Genomic DNA, 16,517 nt, shown 5'->3' with positions numbered 1-16,517 from the left:
CCTCGCTTATGCCGATCTCGTCATTCTCGACGAGCTGGGATACCTGCCGTTCAGCGCTTCAGGTGGCGCCTTGCTCTTCCACCTGCTCAGCAGGCTCTACGAGCATACCAGCGTCGTCATCACCACCAATCTCAGCTTTAGCGAATGGGCCAGCGTCTTCGGTGACGCCAAGATGACCACGGCGCTGCTCGACCGGCTCACTCATCACTGCCACATCCTTGAGACGGGAAACGACAGCTTCCGCTTCAAGAACAGCTCTGCTCATCCCCCGCCGAAACCAAAGGAGAAACCTAGACCCTTGACCGCAACAACCGACCCGAAAGAAAACTAAAAGGCGGGTCACTTCTCAATGGAAAACCCGGGTCACTTCTCGGCGGAAATCAACAGACCGTCGCCCTCAGTGAGCCAGGCCACTCATCGGAGGCCCCCAGAGACGAGTAAGTTCCGATTGAACGCAGGATATCTCCGCAAGCACCGCCACCAATGACCTGTCTCATGGTTACCCGCCCCCAACGCACAGGCTCTTATGACATCTCCGGAAAAAATAACGACACACGTAGGTTATCGAAACACGGGAATCCCAGAGACCAAATCTGGCGGCACTGATTGAAGGACCAAAGGCATTTAGGGCAACGTTGGGATACCCATCGCTGCTTACTGCAAAGGTGGGGTGGCAAGCGCACTTCATTGCGGGTCTAAAAGATTGTTCTTCGCAAGGTAAATCACGGAAGAAACGTGCAACACAGTGTCAAATTCATCCCGCACACGGACCTCAAGTGAAAGCTTTTCCCCTGAATGTAGGAGCAGAAACTCTTGGGCAAGTTCGGCAAGAAATCGGCTGGCCGATTTGGAAATTTCGATTTGTGAAGAAAGTTCGGTTCCCATCGTGTCAGTAGACACATTACCATTCTCGACGGTATCGAAGTAAAACCGAGGCATAAGAAATCCACATTTTGTGGTTCATCGTATCACGCTTAGGATGGAACGTTACTAAAAAGCGGTGGTAGGCTGAATTTGTGAACTAAGCGACAATCTGACCTTCGCGGGTTTGGTGGGCCTAAAAAAATTCAATTATGTTTAGATTGCGAAAGATAACAGGCGGATATTTCGACGGTGGGAAAGGATTTGGATGATCCAGCTCAATTCCACCATCAGGTTGTTTGCACACAGGCTCTCGGGTGCGGGCGCTATTCCGGAAGCCGACATTGAGGCATTCCAGGATATCATTGGCCCCCCGATACGTTTCGATAAGCACGATCCCCTGGTCCAACAGGGTGACCGCTCAGATGTTCTTTGGCTGACAGCAATTGGCTGGGCTCTAAGGCAGCGTGTTCTCCCAGACGGCCGCCGTCAGATCAGTGCCATTCTTCTACCGGGAGAGCTTACCGACAAGGGCATCGTTATGCCCTTTGGCGCCACGGACTCCGTTGTCGCCGCCACCGAGCTTTGGGCTCACGCAATTGACAGAAACAGTTTCATCGCGCTGTTGGAGAACCGGCCACGTCTTGAACGGGCCCTGTTTTATGAAGAGCTCACTCGTCACGCTGTTACAAGAGAATGGCTGCTGCTTCTCGGTCAACGAAATGCGAAAGAGCGTGTCGCCTATTTCTTCTACGAAATTTTTGCTCGCCTCAGTGCGATGGGGATGCTTCACGGTAATACTTTCACACTGCCCCTTGTTCAGAGCGAAGTTGCCGACATCGTCGGGATGAGCACAGTTCACTTCAACAGGACGCTACAGCATTTTCGAAGCTTGGATTTGGTCATGACCGATGGCCAAAAAGTCACCCTGCCTCGCCCCATCGCCTTGGCAGAATTGGCAATGTTTGACGCTGAAATCATTCGGATCGCTCGCGATTTTCAGGCGCGGGCCGCAATGGTTTCTGCAAAATTTTCGGTGAAATAGACCGCTCAAAAATTTCGACAACCCATCCTGTGTTGACTGACGCTCAAGAGGCGGCCCACCCCACTCCAGCGATTCCGAGTTCGTTGCACAGCGAAGCTCATAATCGCCTTGGGATCAGCAATGCCGCTCTCAAACTTCTTCCTAAGCGAGTGTCAGCGTTCCGTGGCCACCCGCTCGTCGTATGACATCACGCTCGACGGCCCGTCTTCGGATGGGAGTAACCTTGCGAACGCGTTAAAAAGCAGAAGGCTGAAAACGCACAGTGCCACGATTACGGTGATCCCCGTAGCAATCATTGCACCCTTGCTAAAGCGATCCGGTGGCATCCTGAGGTGACCTCGCAGTTACACGGAGGATGCCATAGTCTAGCTTACGATTGCCTGACAGCCCAACGCCCCTTGGCGTCTCCCCAAGTAACTCCGGCCAATCTGGGGGATAAAGCGAAGTAGACCCGGGGAGACCACGACTAAATCCTGTGGCAGTGTGGGCGTTCCGAGAATTATCCTTGGGTGCCCCCCGGGCAGGAGCCTCCGTCATCTAGGGATCGACAGTGGGACCCGAGGGACGGCTGGATAACTTTGATGAATCGGTCTTGTTCCGTCCCCTGCCCCCAGATAATTCTGAGAAAAATCTGTTGAGGCATGAATTTAAGGTGAGGGCGATTTTACCCCGCAGCCGCCATCGAAGGTTACACGTTGCAGTCCACGGTGAAGGCCCGGTGTTCTTTGTGCACTTACGCGGGCGGAAGCACATCGGATTGTGTGATCAGGTGGGATACCGCAACATAAATCGGCATCTAAAGTGCGAAGTTTAGCCTCCGACACTAGGCCGGAGGTTTGTTGTTCGCAACGCCAAGGATAGCCACTCGATATCGACATCCGAGTGGCCTGTGACGAGTGGCAGCTATTAGGAAATCGAGAAGAAGGCTTGGACGGCGGTCTTGGGGTCGGCTGCGGACCGGCACCTTCGGGGTGGTTTGCGGAAGGGCGGCTATCATCCGCGTGAGCATGAAAGCAGACCTCGGAGCTCCATCATTCCCGAACTACTCACTACTCCTCGTCCCTGTTGCTAGCGTCGTATCGCGCTTGCGCTTGCTCGATCTCTTCAAAATTTGTCGACGCCCACTGCACCAGTGCCCTGATGGCAGGAGCCAAGGCAAAGCCAAGTTCGGTTCCACTGTACTCCACGCCGGGCGGCGATCCAGGAACGATCTGACGCAAGATGAGACCGCTTCGTTCAAGCCGCCGCAAGGTCTGCGCCAGCGCCTTGGGTGTAACGTCGCCAACACATCGGCGCAGCGCATTGAAGCGTAGCGGGCCGTGGCACAGCTGTACGAGGATCAGCAGGGTCCATTTTTCAGAGAGATGCGCCATCAGGCTTCTCGCGCCTTCTGACAACTGAGGAGGAGGATCGTCAAAAGGTGGAGGTATCGTCATGGCTACTATGTGACCCACTGGCTCGTTCTTGTACACTTAGTATACAATATATAGCTCTCCACTCATGCAGAGTTCAAAGGAAAAGCCAGCATGAGAGCTATCGTGTCAAAAGGGCCGCAGGCCGAACTTGAAATGGTCGAGGTTACGCCGCCTGTCGCGGGCGCAGGGGAGGTTGTGGTCGAGGCGCGTGCCATTGGCGTCGGTCGCGTTGACCTGATTATGCGGCAGGTTATGCCAACCGACTTCATCCCCGGAATAGAGGTCTCTGGCATTATCACCTCAACTGGTCCCGACGTTGATCCCAACCTGGTCGGCCAACGTGTGTTCGCACGCGTACAAGCTGGTGGCTACTCCGAGCAGGTTGTTACTCGCGCTGCCACGATCGTTGCTCTGCCGGACGATTTATCGTTCGAAGCCGGTGTTGCAGCGGGGGTTAATGCCCTGGTGGCGCATTTTTGTGTCACAAGAACGCAGGTGGTCGCTGGCGAAACCGTCGTCGTGCGTGGCGCACAAGGCGGGATTGGCCATATTGCAGTCCAGATGGCATCTGCCCTTGGTGCCACCGTGATTGAATGTGCGAAGAGTATGCCGCCCGTGCCAGCCGACGTCGTCATCGACCTCGTTGCAGGCCCGGACACGGGCGCCCATATTGAGCAGCTCAGAGCCAATGGCCGATATGTCATGGCTGGCATTTCTGCGGGGATGCCGCCTTCGGACTTCGCGAGTTCTTTGTTTGGCGACTTCAGGCGTTCACGCTCAATCAGCACCCTCAGCTTGGACACCGTCACCGATACCGATCTCAACGTCGCTGCAGACAAGGTTTTCGCCGACGTTGCCGCAGGCAGAACTAGTCCTGTGATCGCTCACAAGCTGGTTCTCGAACAGGCGAACGAAGCCCTATATTTGCTTGCATCAGGTGGAGTGCAAGGCAAGATCGTCCTCGTTCCCTGATCAGGAAGAGCATGTTCCTTGGGCCATATCGGTGCCCAAGGAACAAGTCAGCCAGCCCATGTCTGCTATTGGGAAGCGATCCTCGGGCCTTCAATGACCACAGTGGGGTCGGCACCTGTCGTTCAGCTCTGCGCCCCACTTCAGTCACTTGGACTGTGACTCGGATTGCCTGAAAGCAGCCGTAACAGGCCTCCCAAGACCGCGATACGTTCTTGCTAAAACATTCGGCGGCTCGACCACCCCCGTGGCAGCACCGGTGTGAACACCACTTGGTCAGGCGTCATCCCTTGCTTGAGCCGGAAATAGAATAGGGTCTCGCTCACGCCTCTTGATGCCGCGACCGGCCAAGCCAATCGACCGTCGGCGAGGTACGTTGAAAGCTTGAGCGACGGACGTTGTGGCGGCGATCTCCTCTGGCGAGGTGGAGCAGGATAAGTTGCGGCTTTCTCGGCCGGCCATCGGATGCTGAGTCTAGAGTAGAAGACCTCAATAGTTACGCCGTTAGCTTCGGCCACCGGCCACGCTAGCCGACCGTCGTCCATCATAATCGAAAAGTGAGGAAGTCGAGGATCGTCAAAGGGCCCACTCACCGATCGTTTCCTGTGATTTGGTCTTAGCGGCATTGAGAATCGATATTGGCGGGTGAGTATTGCAGGTTGCAAGGACCAAGGCAGCGTTTCGCCAATGCGCCCCATCCGGTCGTTCGGGCATGAGTACCGACGTCCAGAAGCAAACATCAAATGTGCGGACGTCATGGCCCTAGTTAGGCGTCGAAAACGATCCAGCGTCCCTGCGCAACTCGTTCACGCACGAAGTTCCGGTAGTCTTCCGGTGTCTTTGGAGCCTTTCTCCGATGCCGCCGGTTATTACAGAGCCAACAAGCTGCCACGATGTTTTGAGGAACATCTTTTCCGCCGTCGCACCGCGCGTGCAGGTGTTCTGCAGTGCATCGACGTGGACTTGGGTCAGACGCCGGGCGCATGGCGCAATCACAATACCAGCATTTTCCGTCTTGGCGGTTGTAGGCGTAATCACGCAGCTTGCTGAGCTTTGGCATGAGACTTCCAAGATCAATTACGATCCAGAAAGTTGCCGCGACCTTCATAGGCGCCCCTGCACTCGGCCGCTGTGAGCGTGCAACGGACCGGGCATATACCCGAACCCTGATGTGTGCTCGATCAGAGTACAGATGGTATGTATCACAAGCAAGCCTGCCCACGCGGACGCCCGAACCGCGACTCTTTAGCTGACGTGCCGAAACGCGCCCCATTCCGGTCGTTCAGGCCACACTGCCGATTACCCAAAAGCTGCCGTTGGCAGCCGACCATGCAAACGGCATAGGCGGGATGGGTTGCGGCAGGTCTGCTTTTTAGCGTCTAATTGCGGAAAGCAGCCATCCTGCGTGTGCGTTAGGCGAGAGCCCGACCACAAAGCCGATAATCCACCATGTGAACAGCAGAGGGAATGAGCGATTTGTGTCCACACTAGCCGTTGTCTTGTTCGGTCTGGCGATTTGCTACTTTCCCTATTACGTGAACCCGCTCAATCGGCTTCTTGGTGTCGACATCGGGTTCGAGGGGCCATCCACCATCATCTTGTGGAACTGGCTGGCTGTGGGCGCACTTTTGGCATTCGTACTGCTAGTGGAGCGCAAGTCTGTTGCGTCCATCCTGATCAAGCGCCCTAACGGCAAAGATGTCGAAAGCGCCCTGTTTTACTGGGGCCTAGCAATGGCATGGTCCTGGCTTGCGATGACGCTTCTGCCACCAGTGCAAGACGCGGGGACAGCCTCGGTGATCGCGCTACCAATTCCTGTCCTGCTCGCAATGATAGTTACCACGGCGATTACGGAAGAAATTCTGTTCCGCGGCTACCCAATAGAGCGCATCAACGACATCACATCGACGACGTGGGTTGGGCCGGCCCTGAGCTTCGTGGTCTTCCTTGTCCCACATCTGACTTTTTTCGGTCCGGGTTGGCTGCTGTATCATGGCAGCGGCACGGTAATGATCTATGCCCTTTACCTGCGCAGGCGAAACCTGATCGCCTGCATGCTTTTGCATTTGCTAGTCAATGCGCCCATTCTGATCCCGACATCGGGTTTATTCAGTCAAACCCCAGCGTCTTAAGGCTTCATCACGTCAGCTTTTGGGTAGTTCCACTAAGGCTATGACTTAGATGGGGTCCGGAGCTGCAAGTCGGAAACGCGCCCCATTCCGGTCGTTCCAAGTTTCATCGCCAATGCCCGGAAGCTGCCATTCGCGGTGAGGCTCGGCTACATCTGCAAGGGAATGTGAGGAGGCCTAGCGGCTTTGGGATTGGTCCGAGGTACGGCATCCGCTGGTCAGTTGGCGAACGGCAGACCATCGATTCTTTCAGCGAGCCCGGTCCGCAGCGTTGCAGCGAGCAATCAAGGCCATCTTTCTGAGCGCTCGAGGCGCGCAGTCTCGCTGAGTTCGAACGTGAATGTTACCGGTACGTTGTCGAAATCCGACTTGCAGATACCAATGAAAAATACGCCCCGGCGCCGCTCATCAGAGCTAGCCTTCTCCACCGAGCAGTCGTCGGGTTTGATCGGCGGTGAATTAGTGTAGCTTGACCATTCTCTCAGATATTCTGCGGAAACAATCTGTCTAATTTTTTTCTCATCCGGCCTATACATTTCTACGGCCAGGGCGAAGCCCAACCAGCCTCCCAGAATGACTGAGCCGACAACGACAATATAAAACCTGTTCAACTACCGCCCTCATGAGCAATCATACGGGAAAGTGGCTGCTTTGGCGGCTTGGCGCAAGCTTGCGCCGCTGTCGGGACCAATTTCGGCTTGGCGGCTTCGTGCAGGATAAATGCTACGCAAATTTCACTGGGGAAGCGGCAGAAGTGAGAAGTGCCCTTGTCGGAATTGCGCTCATATCTCTGCTCGCTTCTATTGTGGTCGCCAGTGTGCTCGGATTTATGACCGCGTCGCTGTTCCTTAGGGCGGGCGAAATCTGTCCGGATTTCTTTGACTGCGAAGACGCGAGAAATGCTGCCTGGTTATTTGCAGCGCTCACGGCACCAGCTGGTGAATTCGATGTCCGCTTTGGAGTAAATTCCCTTTGCGCCGAGACCGTATAGGCGTCGGTAGCTGCTGCCCACTATTAAAAGCGAGCTTGGTTCATGCTCCATGCCAGCAGCCACACAACCGGGTTGGCTTGCGGTGTCAACAGGGCAATGATCAGCCAGGCTGCCAGGAGTTAAAGGACAATGCCGACAGCTATGCGCCCCATTCCCGCCGTTCGGACCGCATTTTAAATTTCTCGAAAGCTGCCGGTCCGCTTAGGTCGCCGCCACATCAAAAACTGGGTGGGAAGCAGATTTGCAGCTTTTGGCATCAAGAGTTCGGAACCTGCCACCCTAAGTAGGGGCGTGGGTGTCGGCGTCTTGCGGTCTCGTGTAGACAACCGAGTGCTCCGGAGCCGCGTTGATGAGCGGCCGTTCATTTCGAGGGCTGCATAATGGCCGGACCTTTTGTATCTGCCGAAGATTTGGTTCCCGCGCTGGGTGGCGCGACCGGAACCATCCGGGATAGCCAACAAGGTGCACTCATCCGCGCGGAAGGTCGCTTTGATCCTCGACGCCTTCACAAAACACGTCGTGCACTGGCACGTGTCCGCGCGGCTACGGCGCGCGCCCGATTTGGCGTCATCGGCAGTTCTACGGTGGCTGGGACCGGCACGGGCACAGGAACCGACTATCGAACCGGTGCTCGTGCGAAGTCTTTCCCGTCCGTTTTGTCGGCTCGATTGACTGCAGCGGGCCTACCATCCCGCTGGGACAATTTCTTTGGCACGGCAAACTACTACCAAGAAACCAATGCCATCGATCCACGCATCGGGCTTGGAGCAGGTTGGCTCAATGGGCCGCAAGCGCTGGGCGGGCCAATCTTCCTTAACCAGAGCACGGTCAACGCCCTGACGTTTACCCCAGTCAATCAGTTCGATCGGCTAGAACTAGTATATTCGACCGGCGGAGGTAACCCAGGCAGCTTTGAAGTGCTGGTCGATGGAGCCGTGGTCCAGACCATCTCGACAACCGGCGGCACAGCCCTGGCGAAGTTCAACTTCTCGCCAACGAAGGGCAATCACACTGTCTCCGTGCGCAAAACCGTGGCGGATGCCAGCACGGTCTATATCCATAGCATGGAGTGCTGGGACAGCACCTTGCCAGCAGTGGATATCTGCAATCTCGGCTGGGGCGCGTCCGATGCGGCGGCCTGGTATGTTACCACACCGGCCACCCGTCCGATGCCGGCGCTGACGATGCAGGCCTTCGACCTTGTTTTGATACTGCTCGGCCTAAACGCGATGGACACCTCGTCTCTTGGCACGCTGAGTGCCGATGTTGCGGCGTGGAAAACGGCCATGCAGGGCATTATCAACACGGCGATTGCGGCTGGCTCAGAGGTTCTTCTGATGGTGCCGCAATGGTCCACGGCAGATGCAACGATCCAACTGGCATTTCACAATGCTGCCTATGAGCTAGCCGACAGCAATCTGTTGAACATTCTCGATCTGTCCTATCGGTTCGAGAGCTACGCAAAACAGGGCGAGCTCGGCTACAACATCAGCGCACCGTCCCACGTTGGCGTCGAAGCGCATCAGGATATCGCTGGTGCCTTGGCAGCAGCGCTGCTGACCCTGTAACCCCCGCCTCACCAACAGATGGGGGTGGGTTTAGTGGGCCGTTTATTCGGCCAGCTTTGACTTCTTCGCCTTCATCTCTTCGGCTGCCTCGACGGTATCGAGCATCTGGTCGATCGCCTTGCGAATGAACGCGGCGCGGCCCTTCTCGCCAACGATTTTATCCATGCGGTTCAAGGCTTCGGCGCTGACGCTGGTATGGATGCGGATCATGTAAAGGGGTGGCCTGCCCATTGGCTGCTCCTGGTAACCAATGGGCATTTTATCATCTGGCGGTAAACGAGCCGTCGCGGTATAAATGGGGCCGTTTATGGCCTTTAACTCCGGAGACTGAGATGACTGCCGTGAATAGCACATCCGACGATCGCACTGCCAATAATGCCGTGCGCCACCAGTACCGCGTCCTGTCCGATCAGGAGAAGGCCATGATGGTCGCCCTTAAGGACAAGGGTGCGGAATTCATCGAGCTGCTGCACATTGCCGGTGGCAACCCCGGCGTCGACAAGCAGGCTAGTCGCGAGCTCAGCCTTGCCCAGACCAAGATTGAAGAAGCCGTCATGTGGGCCGTCAAGCACGTTACGGCGTGATGGGGCGCGTTGCATCCCATCCCTTGGACAGCCATCAGCAAACCTTAGTTGCTGAACAGATCCTCCGGGTCCGCGCTGCCAGGGAGCGAAAGCTCAAAGAGTTCGATGCCGAGATTGCTCGGCTGGAGCGGATGCTGAAGACGGGGCGAGTGCCGCAGACCTGCGGATAAAACGCCCACCCTCACTTCAAACCAAGTGATTAAGGTGAGAGGTCTGCTTCTGGCGTACAGACGGTCGCCTCGCCAATAATTCTCGTTTCCCAAATGAAAAAGCGTTGAGCGTTCCGGATCGCTTGTTCGCCTTCGGTGGTCAGAAAGAGAAGGCCAACCCTTCTGGTTTCCCCGGCCTGGATTGGCGCTCCTTCAAAATACAGACGTGCATCCCATGCGTTTGGAGCAGTCTCCGAAGCCTTGCACGGAAAGCCTAGGCCAGATGGTATTGGTTTGATCCTCCCGCCCGATTGCGGCGAATAGAACGATACGTCGGCAAAAAGATCTGGCTCGCGCATGGTTGAATCCTAGTTGGCGGCATTGAGACCACCCTATCATCATCATAAGCGAGCGTCGTGCAGGCTCCATGCGAGCAGCCAGAAGAGCGGGTTGGCTTGCGGTACTAGCAAGGCAATGATCAGCCAGGCAGCGAGGAGTTGGAGGACTATACTGGCGGTTCTGCGCATTTAGCGATGATATCTGCACCTCGGCGTTCTCACCAGCCTCGCCCTCTGACCTTGTGCCATTGCATGCGGCCTCGTTGACCAACGGCCACCCACTAGGTACGGGTAGGCTCGTGCTGGGGGGGATGACGTGAGTTGGTGGAAGGTAGCGGTCGTCTGCGTAGTTGCCGTGGTCCTGACTGCCTGGCTGTTGCGATATGACAGGTGGGAAACCAGTCAAGGTGAGACTTACGTCCTTGACCGCTGGACGGGCGACTTGCGCGAGTGCCTGGGGGCAGACTGCCACACTGCGTACTGAACCCACGTTGCCCACACCCACTAACCATCGGTGAGCGTCGCTCCCAGCAAGAGCCGGGAGTGACTTTCGCTTAGTGCTCTCTAGCGAGCTCGATGTGGAGGCCGTTCAATGTGAACAGATCATTGGGATGAATGTCTTCATCACCATTGATGCTGAACCAACACGATGGCGAGTGTGCTGCGTAAGGCGCCACAAGGGGTAGGCAGGTATAGAGCGGAACGATCGCTCGTCCGGCTAACTCTTGCCCACGGTAACAGTCCTGAATTGGCGGGTGATTAATGCTGCTAAGGTCATTTTCATGCTTTCTCAAAGTTAAGGAAAGCGCTGCCCTCTTTTTCCGAATGAGCAGATAGTCCGAAAAGTCCGTTTAGCGAGTTAGTCCTGAGAGTCCGTTGAGCCTGTTGCGGGCGGCGCGACAACGAAGATGCGCTGGAAAGCGCTGCAAATCAAGGCTTTTGCATGGATGGCGACCTCATCGGTCAGGTGTGTTACGGCCAGTATCACGGTTGTCAGTACACTTTATGCACAGGGTCGAGACACCCCGCCTTAACCACATCTGGAACCCATCCCCTCTAACAACCTATCGTGCCACCTTCCGGATGTCGTCAGCGTAGAATATCAAAGCTGTGAGGCGTGGAGAGGGGTTCATGATTACGAATATCGTTGACCATCGAAAGCGCCCCTACCGTTGGGCGAACATCTACGCCGTTGTTGAGGCAACCGCTGGCGACAACTCTGTCGCTGACGCTGACCAAATCACGCCCTCTGCGGGTGATGTAATGTATGCTGAAAAAGACAGCGGTTCCCTTTGCGATGCTGTCACCTGGGCGAACTCACTACCGGGGCACAACACCTTGTATCTCTACGACGGTGCGCCAGAGGAAGTTAAGCGGCTGAAGGGTCGCTAAGCGGCGCTGAACTCATCCGAGTCCAACCTAACATCGAGTGTCAGTTGGCCCTGAGCTTTATGAGGGCGCGGGCAATGCTCGTCTCACGTGTCTCGAGGCCTATTTGTTCCACAGTTAGCCAGAAGAGATATTGGGCGATTTCGGTTTCGGTGGCTCCAGCCTCAAGCATCTCTAATACTACTGGCGCATACGCGTCATATTCGTCGGGAGGCCCTCCCATCTCACGAACGCCGATTGGGTCCCAGTCTTCCCATAGGATCTTTTTGATAGCTTCGATGTCCGTCATCTTGTCCCGTTGAGTGCAGCATTTTCGTGATGCTTGCTAAGGATATCAACGGGGCCATCGTCGAGTCCAACCTCTAAACTTCAGGGCGTTAGTCAGTAACGACGACACCAAGCTCGTGCCTGATACGATCTACGGCTTTGCGCCAGTACCTTTCGAATTGCTGTTGGGTTATTTCGGTCGCGATGAGGTGGCTCGGTACGTTTTGCATAAAGTCTTCAGTCATTTCTTGATCTGGAACGCGTGCCTCTCTGAAATCCGCGCCAATCCCGGTTCGGTGAAGGCTTCCGGCGCCAATCTTGGCGGCATGGCGCATCTGGGCTGGGCCGGCGTGCTCGTGACCAATGAGATCGACCCGGCGGCCGCTCCTTGGGTTCCCTCGGAAGGCGCTTCGGCCAGCCTCCAGCTCCTCGCTTCGGGAGCTATCAGTGTCGTGACCACGACCATGCCGGATGCCCGTCCGATGGTCGATGCAGGTGAAGTCAAGCCGCTGATCGTTGCCGCCAACGAGCGCGTTGCGGCTGCCCCCGATGTGCCGACCGCCGAAGAGGCGCTCGGGAACAAGCGGGCCGCCTATGCGTGGCGCGGAATTGCCGCTCCCAAGGGTCTGCCGGAAGACGTGAAGGCCCGCCTTTCGGAAGCCATGGCCAAGGTGGTCGAGTCTCAGGAGTTCAAGGACTTCATGGCGCAGCGCAATTTCGGCATCGACTATCGTGACGCCGCCGGCTTTGAAGCCTTCCTCAAGGATGCCGACGAGTCGATCGGTTCGGCCCTGCAGGCCGTTGGCCTTGCCAAGTAAGCCCTGAGCTTGTTCCAAACGGCCGGAATGCACCTCCGGCCGTCTTCTTTTCCAGAGCGCCCAAAGGACCAGCGCTCTGTTTTTTGTCCTGCAACAGCATTGCCCCGAACTGTTGCGTCTATCGGTCCGGTGCTTTCAGGAGGAGCGCATGAGGCAGTCATTTCCATTGGACAGCGCGCTAGGCGTGATTTTCGCGCTAGGCGGCGCGGCAATCCTGCAGCAGGCGCTCGCCATGCAAGCCCTTCCCGGCATGAATGTCGGCCCGGGCCTTTTCCCGTCCATCGTCGGTGCGGGCATGGCCATCATGGGTGTGGCACTCACAATTCAAGGCTGGATTGTCCGCGACACGCCCGAGGATGAAGCGCAGCCGCTGGTTACTTGGTTTGCCGTGGCGATCGTTGTTGCACTAGCCGCCACGATCCTTGCCATGCCCTATCTCGGTTTCCTGGTTGCCGGCACGCTCTTTGCCGTCGGCATCGTGCTGCTTAGCGGCGGCAAGTGGCTCTCGGCCGTGATCTTCAGCCCGATTGCAGCGACTGCCATCTATTTCACCTTCAACGCGGTCATGCGCGTTCCGCTGCCGCGCGGCATCCTGGGATAAGACACCATGGAAGCTTTTGCTCTCGCTGTCGGCCTCGTTTTCAACTTCGAAACGCTGCTGACCATTTTCCTGGCGGCCGTTTTCGGCCTGTTTGTCGGCGCCATTCCGGGCCTCACCGCCACCATGGCAACGGCGCTGCTCGTCCCCATCACCTTCTATATGGCGCCGATCCCCGCCATTGCCGCGATCATCTCCTGCACCGCGATGGCCATTACGGCCGGCGACCTGCCCGGCACACTGCTGCGCATTCCCGGCACGCCCGCTTCGGCGGCCTATGTGGAAGACTCCTATCGCCTCGCCCAGAATGGCAAGGCGGGCCTTGCCATTGGCATCGGTGTCGTCGGCTCGGTTCTCGGCGGCCTCTTCGGCTTCCTGTTCCTGCTGTTCACGGCCCCTATGCTGGCCAAGGCCGCCCTGGGCTTCTCCAGCTTTGAGTATTTCTGGCTCGCCGTGCTCGGCCTGTCCTGCGCCGCCCTCATCTCCTCGGGTGGCCTCGTCAAGGGCGCGCTGGCGCTGCTGCTCGGCCTCTTCATTGCCCAGGTGGGTATGGACCCGCTGACGGCGACGCCGCGCTTTACTTTCGGCAATCTCGAACTGATGGGCGGCATCAGCTTCATCCCGATCATGATCGGGATGTTTGCCGTGTCGGAAGTGATGCGTGCGGGTCGCCGCGCCATGGCCGATGTGCCGCAGATGAACCTCAAGAACCCATTCGAAGGCACACTGGCGGCACTATGGAAGTATCGCAAGAACCAGGTGCGCGGCTCGATCATCGGCTCGCTGCTGGGCGCCCTGCCCGGCGTTGGCGGCGACCTTGCAGCTTGGATCACCTATTCGCTGGCCAAGCGCACGTCGAAGGAACCGGAGAAGTTCGGCAAGGGGCACCCCGAGGGCCTCGTCGAGGCCGGTGCCACCAACAATGCGGCGCTCAGTGCCTCGTGGATTCCGGCTATGGTGTTCGGCATTCCCGGCGACGCCGTGACGGCAATTGCTGTCGGCGTGTTGGTAATGAAGGGCCTCGATCCCGGCCCGACGCTGATGACGCTGCATCCGCAGAATTTCTACGCGGTGATGATCGTCTTCGCGATCGCCAACGTGCTCATGCTGCCGCTTGGCTGGGTGGCCGCGAAATCGGCCCGCTGGATTTTTGAAGTGCCGCGCGCCCTGCTGAACGCCGCCATCCTGCTCTTCTGTATCGTCGGATCCTACTCGATCAACAATTCCATGTTCGGCGTCTGGCTGATGCTGGGTGCTGGAGTCGTGGCCTATATCCTCGAGGCACGGATGATCGCCATTGCCCCGATCATCCTCGGCATCGTTCTCGGGCCTCTGGTGGAAACCAACTTCACCACCTCGATGATGATTGCCGATGGCAATCTGCTCGGCTTCTTTGGCCGCCCCGTTGCCGCAGTCTTCGGTGTCGTTACGCTGCTGATCTGGAGCGTCGCTTTTTTCCAGACCATTCGCGGCCTTATAAAGCGCGACGACCACCCGGGAGCGGAGAGCCGGCTCCTTTCTTAGCCCTTATAACCGCATTAAAGCCCCGGATTCTTCCGGGGCTTTTCCTTCAACTAACGCACTCCCCGCGGTGGCACCACACTTGGTATCTTGATCAAGGTCGCACGAAGGTTTGGACTAGCTCGGCAGCGGTTAGGCAGGGACGCGCCCCATTCCGGCCGTTCGCCCAGCTGCAGCGCCTTCCCGAAAGCGGACGCTCCAACTCCGAGTGGCAAGCGGATCAGAGGCCCTATCTTCCAAGACACACAAGCAGCTAAATGTAAGCGGTGTCCTATCCCCACCTTCCTCCCGTTTGTGAGCCATGAGATTGCGCACTGATTGATGTCAGTGCGGGAGTTTCTCCATGGACGCTCCATTGGAGCTTCTCACAAATGGCGGTAGGCGGCGCCGCAATCGACAATGGCCTGATGATGAGAAGGCGCGGATTGTCGCCGAGACGCTTCGGCCAGGAGCGAGGGTGAGCGAAGTTGCGCAGCGGCATGGTCTGAAGTCCAACCATGTCTCCTCATGGCAGACGATGGCCAGGAATGGAAAGTTGGTGTTGCCGGCGCCAGAGGATTCGGTAGAGTTCGCGACGCTGATGGTCGCTCCGGTTGTGGAGGATGTGACAGCGGCGGAGCCGGCGGCATCGGCTGGGCCGGAGATTATGACGGGATCGGTCACCATCCGGCTGGAGCCTGGCGCCTCGGCGGTCCGGATTGCCTCGGTCGTACGCGCGCTGACGGCGATCACATGATCTTCCCCTCGAACCGGGTGCGGATCATGGTGGCGACCAAGCCGATCGACTTTCGCAAAGGCCACGACAGCCTGGTGGCGCTGGTGAAGAACGCGTTGCACGAGGACTCGTTCACCGGCACGGTCTTCGTGTTCCGGGCCAGGAAGACCGACCGGTTGAAGCTCCTCTACTGGGATGGCACCGGATTGGTTATGACCTACAAGCGCCTCGAAGAGCACACCTTCAGTTGGCCTGCGGTGACGGACGGCCTGATGACCTTGAGCCATGCGCAGTTCGAGGCGCCGTTCCCGCGAGAGATTTCTTCGCGTTCCTCCAACTCGAGCGTCCATGCAGCTCTCCGTCGTGCTGATGGAGCAATGCCACCATGGAGAACTACAATCCGCTGAACGCCACCTTTGGTCCTACGCTCAAGCGATCGCGAGATTGATGGAATGCTCTGACCTTGATTCCATCGCTCCCACAGCTCAGCCTTCTGTTGGGCAGTAAACCACACCCGCGACGTCACCATGCGACACCTCCTAATCCTCTCAGATTAAAGGTGTTGCGGTGATCGATTGAACCCACCCTCCAAATCAGGACGCTCGTGCAACTCTTGTGGACGCCTGAGCAATGCGTCCACCTCGCTCGCAAGATAAATACCCAGCTTCGGCGCAGCATTTGGCGCCCAAAAAAGGAGATTTATCATGCTCAGAGTTGCATCGATTTTGCTCGCAACCGCCGTTTTGGCATTGGGATCTGGTAGTGCCAGCGCCCAGACGGTTGGCGACTGGGTGCTCGGAAACTATCAGAAGTCAGGATACTGGTTTGCCGGCATCGCCGAGTCCATCAATGGCGGCAAGGTGACGATCCGTTATGACGATGGCGAGCGCGAGACCGTCGCTCTGCGCGACGTGCGGCCCTATGACTGGATGATCGGCTCGCGGGTCGAGTGCAATTACAAGAACGCCGGGACATTCTATCCCGGAACCATCACGTCGCTGGCAGGCGAAAAGGCCGGCATCAGCTACGACGATGGAGACAAAGAGACCACCACCACCGGTCTTTGCCGGTCGCGCTGAGTTTGCCGGCCTTCGCAACAATAAAAACTAACCAACTCGAAACGACGGCCCGGATCGGCATCGCTGCCGGAACCGAAAGGC

General features: G+C 57.3%; 20 protein-coding genes. 13 read left to right on the top strand and 7 right to left on the bottom strand.

Annotated features, from left to right (window positions below; translation table 11 throughout):
• On the top strand, positions 1 to 331 hold a 331-nt coding region (locus DevBK_RS18770; protein WP_317186546.1), incomplete at its 5' end, for an ATP-binding protein.
• 353 nt (positions 332 to 684) lie between these two features.
• Here DevBK_RS18770 and DevBK_RS18765 read toward each other — a convergent pair.
• Positions 685 to 939 (bottom strand): DUF6894 family protein, encoded by a 255-nt coding sequence (locus tag DevBK_RS18765; RefSeq protein WP_410494098.1) that lies wholly within the window; start codon positions 937 to 939, stop codon positions 685 to 687.
• A gap of 190 nt (positions 940 to 1,129) precedes the next feature.
• On the opposite strand from DevBK_RS18765, the gene DevBK_RS18760 reads away from it, so the two are divergent.
• Positions 1,130 to 1,906, top strand: coding sequence for a Crp/Fnr family transcriptional regulator (locus DevBK_RS18760; RefSeq protein WP_317186544.1), 777 nt, complete (start codon positions 1,130 to 1,132; stop codon positions 1,904 to 1,906).
• 1,049 nt (positions 1,907 to 2,955) lie between these two features.
• Here DevBK_RS18760 and DevBK_RS18755 read toward each other — a convergent pair.
• Positions 2,956 to 3,279, bottom strand: coding sequence for a helix-turn-helix domain-containing protein (locus DevBK_RS18755; RefSeq protein WP_317186543.1), 324 nt, complete (start codon positions 3,277 to 3,279; stop codon positions 2,956 to 2,958).
• Positions 3,280 to 3,432: 153 nt separating this feature from the next.
• On the opposite strand from DevBK_RS18755, the gene DevBK_RS18750 reads away from it, so the two are divergent.
• Entirely contained in the window at positions 3,433 to 4,293 is an 861-nt protein-coding gene (locus DevBK_RS18750) for a zinc-binding alcohol dehydrogenase family protein (protein WP_317186542.1), read from the top strand.
• 763 nt (positions 4,294 to 5,056) lie between these two features.
• On the opposite strand, the gene DevBK_RS21025 is transcribed toward DevBK_RS18750, so the two are convergent.
• Positions 5,057 to 5,350 carry an HNH endonuclease gene (locus tag DevBK_RS21025; protein ID WP_410494104.1) on the bottom strand — a complete coding sequence of 98 codons (294 nt, stop codon included), beginning with the start codon at positions 5,348 to 5,350 and terminating at the stop codon, positions 5,057 to 5,059.
• A 418-nt stretch (positions 5,351 to 5,768) separates the two neighbouring features.
• Here DevBK_RS21025 and DevBK_RS18745 point away from each other — a divergent pair, with 418 nt between their 5' ends.
• Positions 5,769 to 6,422 carry a CPBP family intramembrane glutamic endopeptidase gene (locus DevBK_RS18745; protein ID WP_317186541.1) on the top strand — a complete coding sequence of 218 codons (654 nt, stop codon included), beginning with the start codon at positions 5,769 to 5,771 and terminating at the stop codon, positions 6,420 to 6,422.
• A gap of 281 nt (positions 6,423 to 6,703) precedes the next feature.
• On the opposite strand, the gene DevBK_RS18740 is transcribed toward DevBK_RS18745, so the two are convergent.
• Positions 6,704 to 7,030, bottom strand: coding sequence for a hypothetical protein (locus DevBK_RS18740; RefSeq protein WP_317186540.1), 327 nt, complete (start codon positions 7,028 to 7,030; stop codon positions 6,704 to 6,706).
• A gap of 760 nt (positions 7,031 to 7,790) precedes the next feature.
• Between DevBK_RS18740 and DevBK_RS18735 the strand changes: the two genes are divergently transcribed.
• The gene (locus DevBK_RS18735) at positions 7,791 to 8,978 is read left to right on the top strand and encodes a hypothetical protein (RefSeq protein ID WP_317186539.1); all 1,188 of its coding nucleotides are present in this window, start codon (positions 7,791 to 7,793) and stop codon (positions 8,976 to 8,978) included.
• Between the two features lie 42 nt (positions 8,979 to 9,020).
• On the opposite strand, the gene DevBK_RS18730 is transcribed toward DevBK_RS18735, so the two are convergent.
• Complete coding sequence (locus DevBK_RS18730) at positions 9,021 to 9,209, bottom strand: hypothetical protein (RefSeq protein ID WP_317186538.1); 189 nt, start codon at positions 9,207 to 9,209, stop codon at positions 9,021 to 9,023.
• A gap of 101 nt (positions 9,210 to 9,310) precedes the next feature.
• Between DevBK_RS18730 and DevBK_RS18725 the strand changes: the two genes are divergently transcribed.
• Positions 9,311 to 9,562, top strand: a complete 252-nt coding sequence (locus DevBK_RS18725) for a hypothetical protein (protein WP_317186537.1) — start codon at positions 9,311 to 9,313, stop codon at positions 9,560 to 9,562.
• Positions 9,563 to 9,761: 199 nt separating this feature from the next.
• On the opposite strand, the gene DevBK_RS18720 is transcribed toward DevBK_RS18725, so the two are convergent.
• On the bottom strand, positions 9,762 to 10,070 hold the full coding sequence (locus DevBK_RS18720; protein ID WP_317186536.1) for a hypothetical protein: 309 nt from the start codon (positions 10,068 to 10,070) through the stop codon (positions 9,762 to 9,764).
• Between the two features lie 1,110 nt (positions 10,071 to 11,180).
• Between DevBK_RS18720 and DevBK_RS18715 the strand changes: the two genes are divergently transcribed.
• A complete protein-coding gene (locus DevBK_RS18715; RefSeq protein ID WP_317186535.1) occupies positions 11,181 to 11,441 on the top strand; it encodes a hypothetical protein in 261 nt (86 codons plus the stop codon).
• A 40-nt stretch (positions 11,442 to 11,481) separates the two neighbouring features.
• Here DevBK_RS18715 and DevBK_RS18710 read toward each other — a convergent pair whose 3' ends face one another.
• Entirely contained in the window at positions 11,482 to 11,727 is a 246-nt protein-coding gene (locus tag DevBK_RS18710; RefSeq protein ID WP_317186534.1) for a hypothetical protein, read from the bottom strand.
• A gap of 115 nt (positions 11,728 to 11,842) precedes the next feature.
• Here DevBK_RS18710 and DevBK_RS18705 point away from each other — a divergent pair, with 115 nt between their 5' ends.
• The 6 genes from DevBK_RS18705 to DevBK_RS18680 all read left to right on the top strand — a co-directional run bounded on the left by DevBK_RS18705 (position 11,843) and on the right by DevBK_RS18680 (position 16,436).
• Positions 11,843 to 12,523: a tripartite tricarboxylate transporter substrate-binding protein gene (locus tag DevBK_RS18705; RefSeq protein WP_317186533.1), complete on the top strand. Its 681-nt coding sequence runs from the start codon at positions 11,843 to 11,845 to the stop codon at positions 12,521 to 12,523.
• Between the two features lie 148 nt (positions 12,524 to 12,671).
• Complete coding sequence (locus DevBK_RS18700; protein ID WP_317186532.1) at positions 12,672 to 13,124, top strand: tripartite tricarboxylate transporter TctB family protein; 453 nt, start codon at positions 12,672 to 12,674, stop codon at positions 13,122 to 13,124.
• Between the two features lie 6 nt (positions 13,125 to 13,130).
• Positions 13,131 to 14,645 (top strand): tripartite tricarboxylate transporter permease, encoded by a 1,515-nt coding sequence (locus DevBK_RS18695; protein WP_317186531.1) that lies wholly within the window; start codon positions 13,131 to 13,133, stop codon positions 14,643 to 14,645.
• A 340-nt stretch (positions 14,646 to 14,985) separates the two neighbouring features.
• Complete coding sequence (gene tnpA, locus DevBK_RS18690; RefSeq protein ID WP_317186530.1) at positions 14,986 to 15,378, top strand: IS66-like element accessory protein TnpA; 393 nt, start codon at positions 14,986 to 14,988, stop codon at positions 15,376 to 15,378.
• A complete protein-coding gene (gene tnpB / locus DevBK_RS18685) occupies positions 15,375 to 15,764 on the top strand; it encodes an IS66 family insertion sequence element accessory protein TnpB (RefSeq protein WP_317186529.1) in 390 nt (129 codons plus the stop codon). The genes tnpA and tnpB overlap by 4 nt, the downstream gene beginning before the upstream one ends.
• A 297-nt stretch (positions 15,765 to 16,061) precedes the next feature.
• Positions 16,062 to 16,436, top strand: a complete 375-nt coding sequence (locus DevBK_RS18680; protein ID WP_317186528.1) for a tudor domain-containing protein — start codon at positions 16,062 to 16,064, stop codon at positions 16,434 to 16,436.
• Positions 16,437 to 16,517: the final 81 nt, after the last annotated feature.

Source organism: Devosia sp. BK (assembly GCF_032907385.1).
In the GTDB taxonomy this organism is placed as follows: Bacteria; Pseudomonadota; Alphaproteobacteria; order Rhizobiales; family Devosiaceae; genus Devosia.
Note: the sequence above shows the minus strand (reverse complement) of the source record. Positions and strands in the feature narration are given on the sequence as shown.

Bases quoted from the DNA above. Each gene is read 5' to 3' on its own strand.
- DevBK_RS18765 (WP_410494098.1), bottom strand. From the start codon at position 939: ATGCCTCGGTTTTACTTCGATACCGTCGAGAATGGTAATGTGTCTACT.
- DevBK_RS18760 (WP_317186544.1), top strand. From the start codon at position 1,130: ATGATCCAGCTCAATTCCACCATCAGGTTGTTTGCACACAGGCTCTCG.
- DevBK_RS18755 (WP_317186543.1), bottom strand. From the start codon at position 3,279: ATGGCGCATCTCTCTGAAAAATGGACCCTGCTGATCCTCGTACAGCTG.
- DevBK_RS18750 (WP_317186542.1), top strand. From the start codon at position 3,433: ATGAGAGCTATCGTGTCAAAAGGGCCGCAGGCCGAACTTGAAATGGTC.
- DevBK_RS21025 (WP_410494104.1), bottom strand. From the start codon at position 5,350: ATGCCAAAGCTCAGCAAGCTGCGTGATTACGCCTACAACCGCCAAGAC.
- DevBK_RS18735 (WP_317186539.1), top strand. From the start codon at position 7,791: ATGGCCGGACCTTTTGTATCTGCCGAAGATTTGGTTCCCGCGCTGGGT.
- DevBK_RS18730 (WP_317186538.1), bottom strand. From the start codon at position 9,209: ATGGGCAGGCCACCCCTTTACATGATCCGCATCCATACCAGCGTCAGC.
- DevBK_RS18725 (WP_317186537.1), top strand. From the start codon at position 9,311: ATGACTGCCGTGAATAGCACATCCGACGATCGCACTGCCAATAATGCC.
- DevBK_RS18720 (WP_317186536.1), bottom strand. From the start codon at position 10,070: ATGCGCGAGCCAGATCTTTTTGCCGACGTATCGTTCTATTCGCCGCAA.
- DevBK_RS18715 (WP_317186535.1), top strand. From the start codon at position 11,181: ATGATTACGAATATCGTTGACCATCGAAAGCGCCCCTACCGTTGGGCG.
- DevBK_RS18710 (WP_317186534.1), bottom strand. From the start codon at position 11,727: ATGACGGACATCGAAGCTATCAAAAAGATCCTATGGGAAGACTGGGAC.
- DevBK_RS18700 (WP_317186532.1), top strand. From the start codon at position 12,672: ATGAGGCAGTCATTTCCATTGGACAGCGCGCTAGGCGTGATTTTCGCG.
- DevBK_RS18695 (WP_317186531.1), top strand. From the start codon at position 13,131: ATGGAAGCTTTTGCTCTCGCTGTCGGCCTCGTTTTCAACTTCGAAACG.
- tnpA (WP_317186530.1), top strand. From the start codon at position 14,986: ATGGACGCTCCATTGGAGCTTCTCACAAATGGCGGTAGGCGGCGCCGC.
- tnpB (WP_317186529.1), top strand. From the start codon at position 15,375: ATGATCTTCCCCTCGAACCGGGTGCGGATCATGGTGGCGACCAAGCCG.
- DevBK_RS18680 (WP_317186528.1), top strand. From the start codon at position 16,062: ATGCTCAGAGTTGCATCGATTTTGCTCGCAACCGCCGTTTTGGCATTG.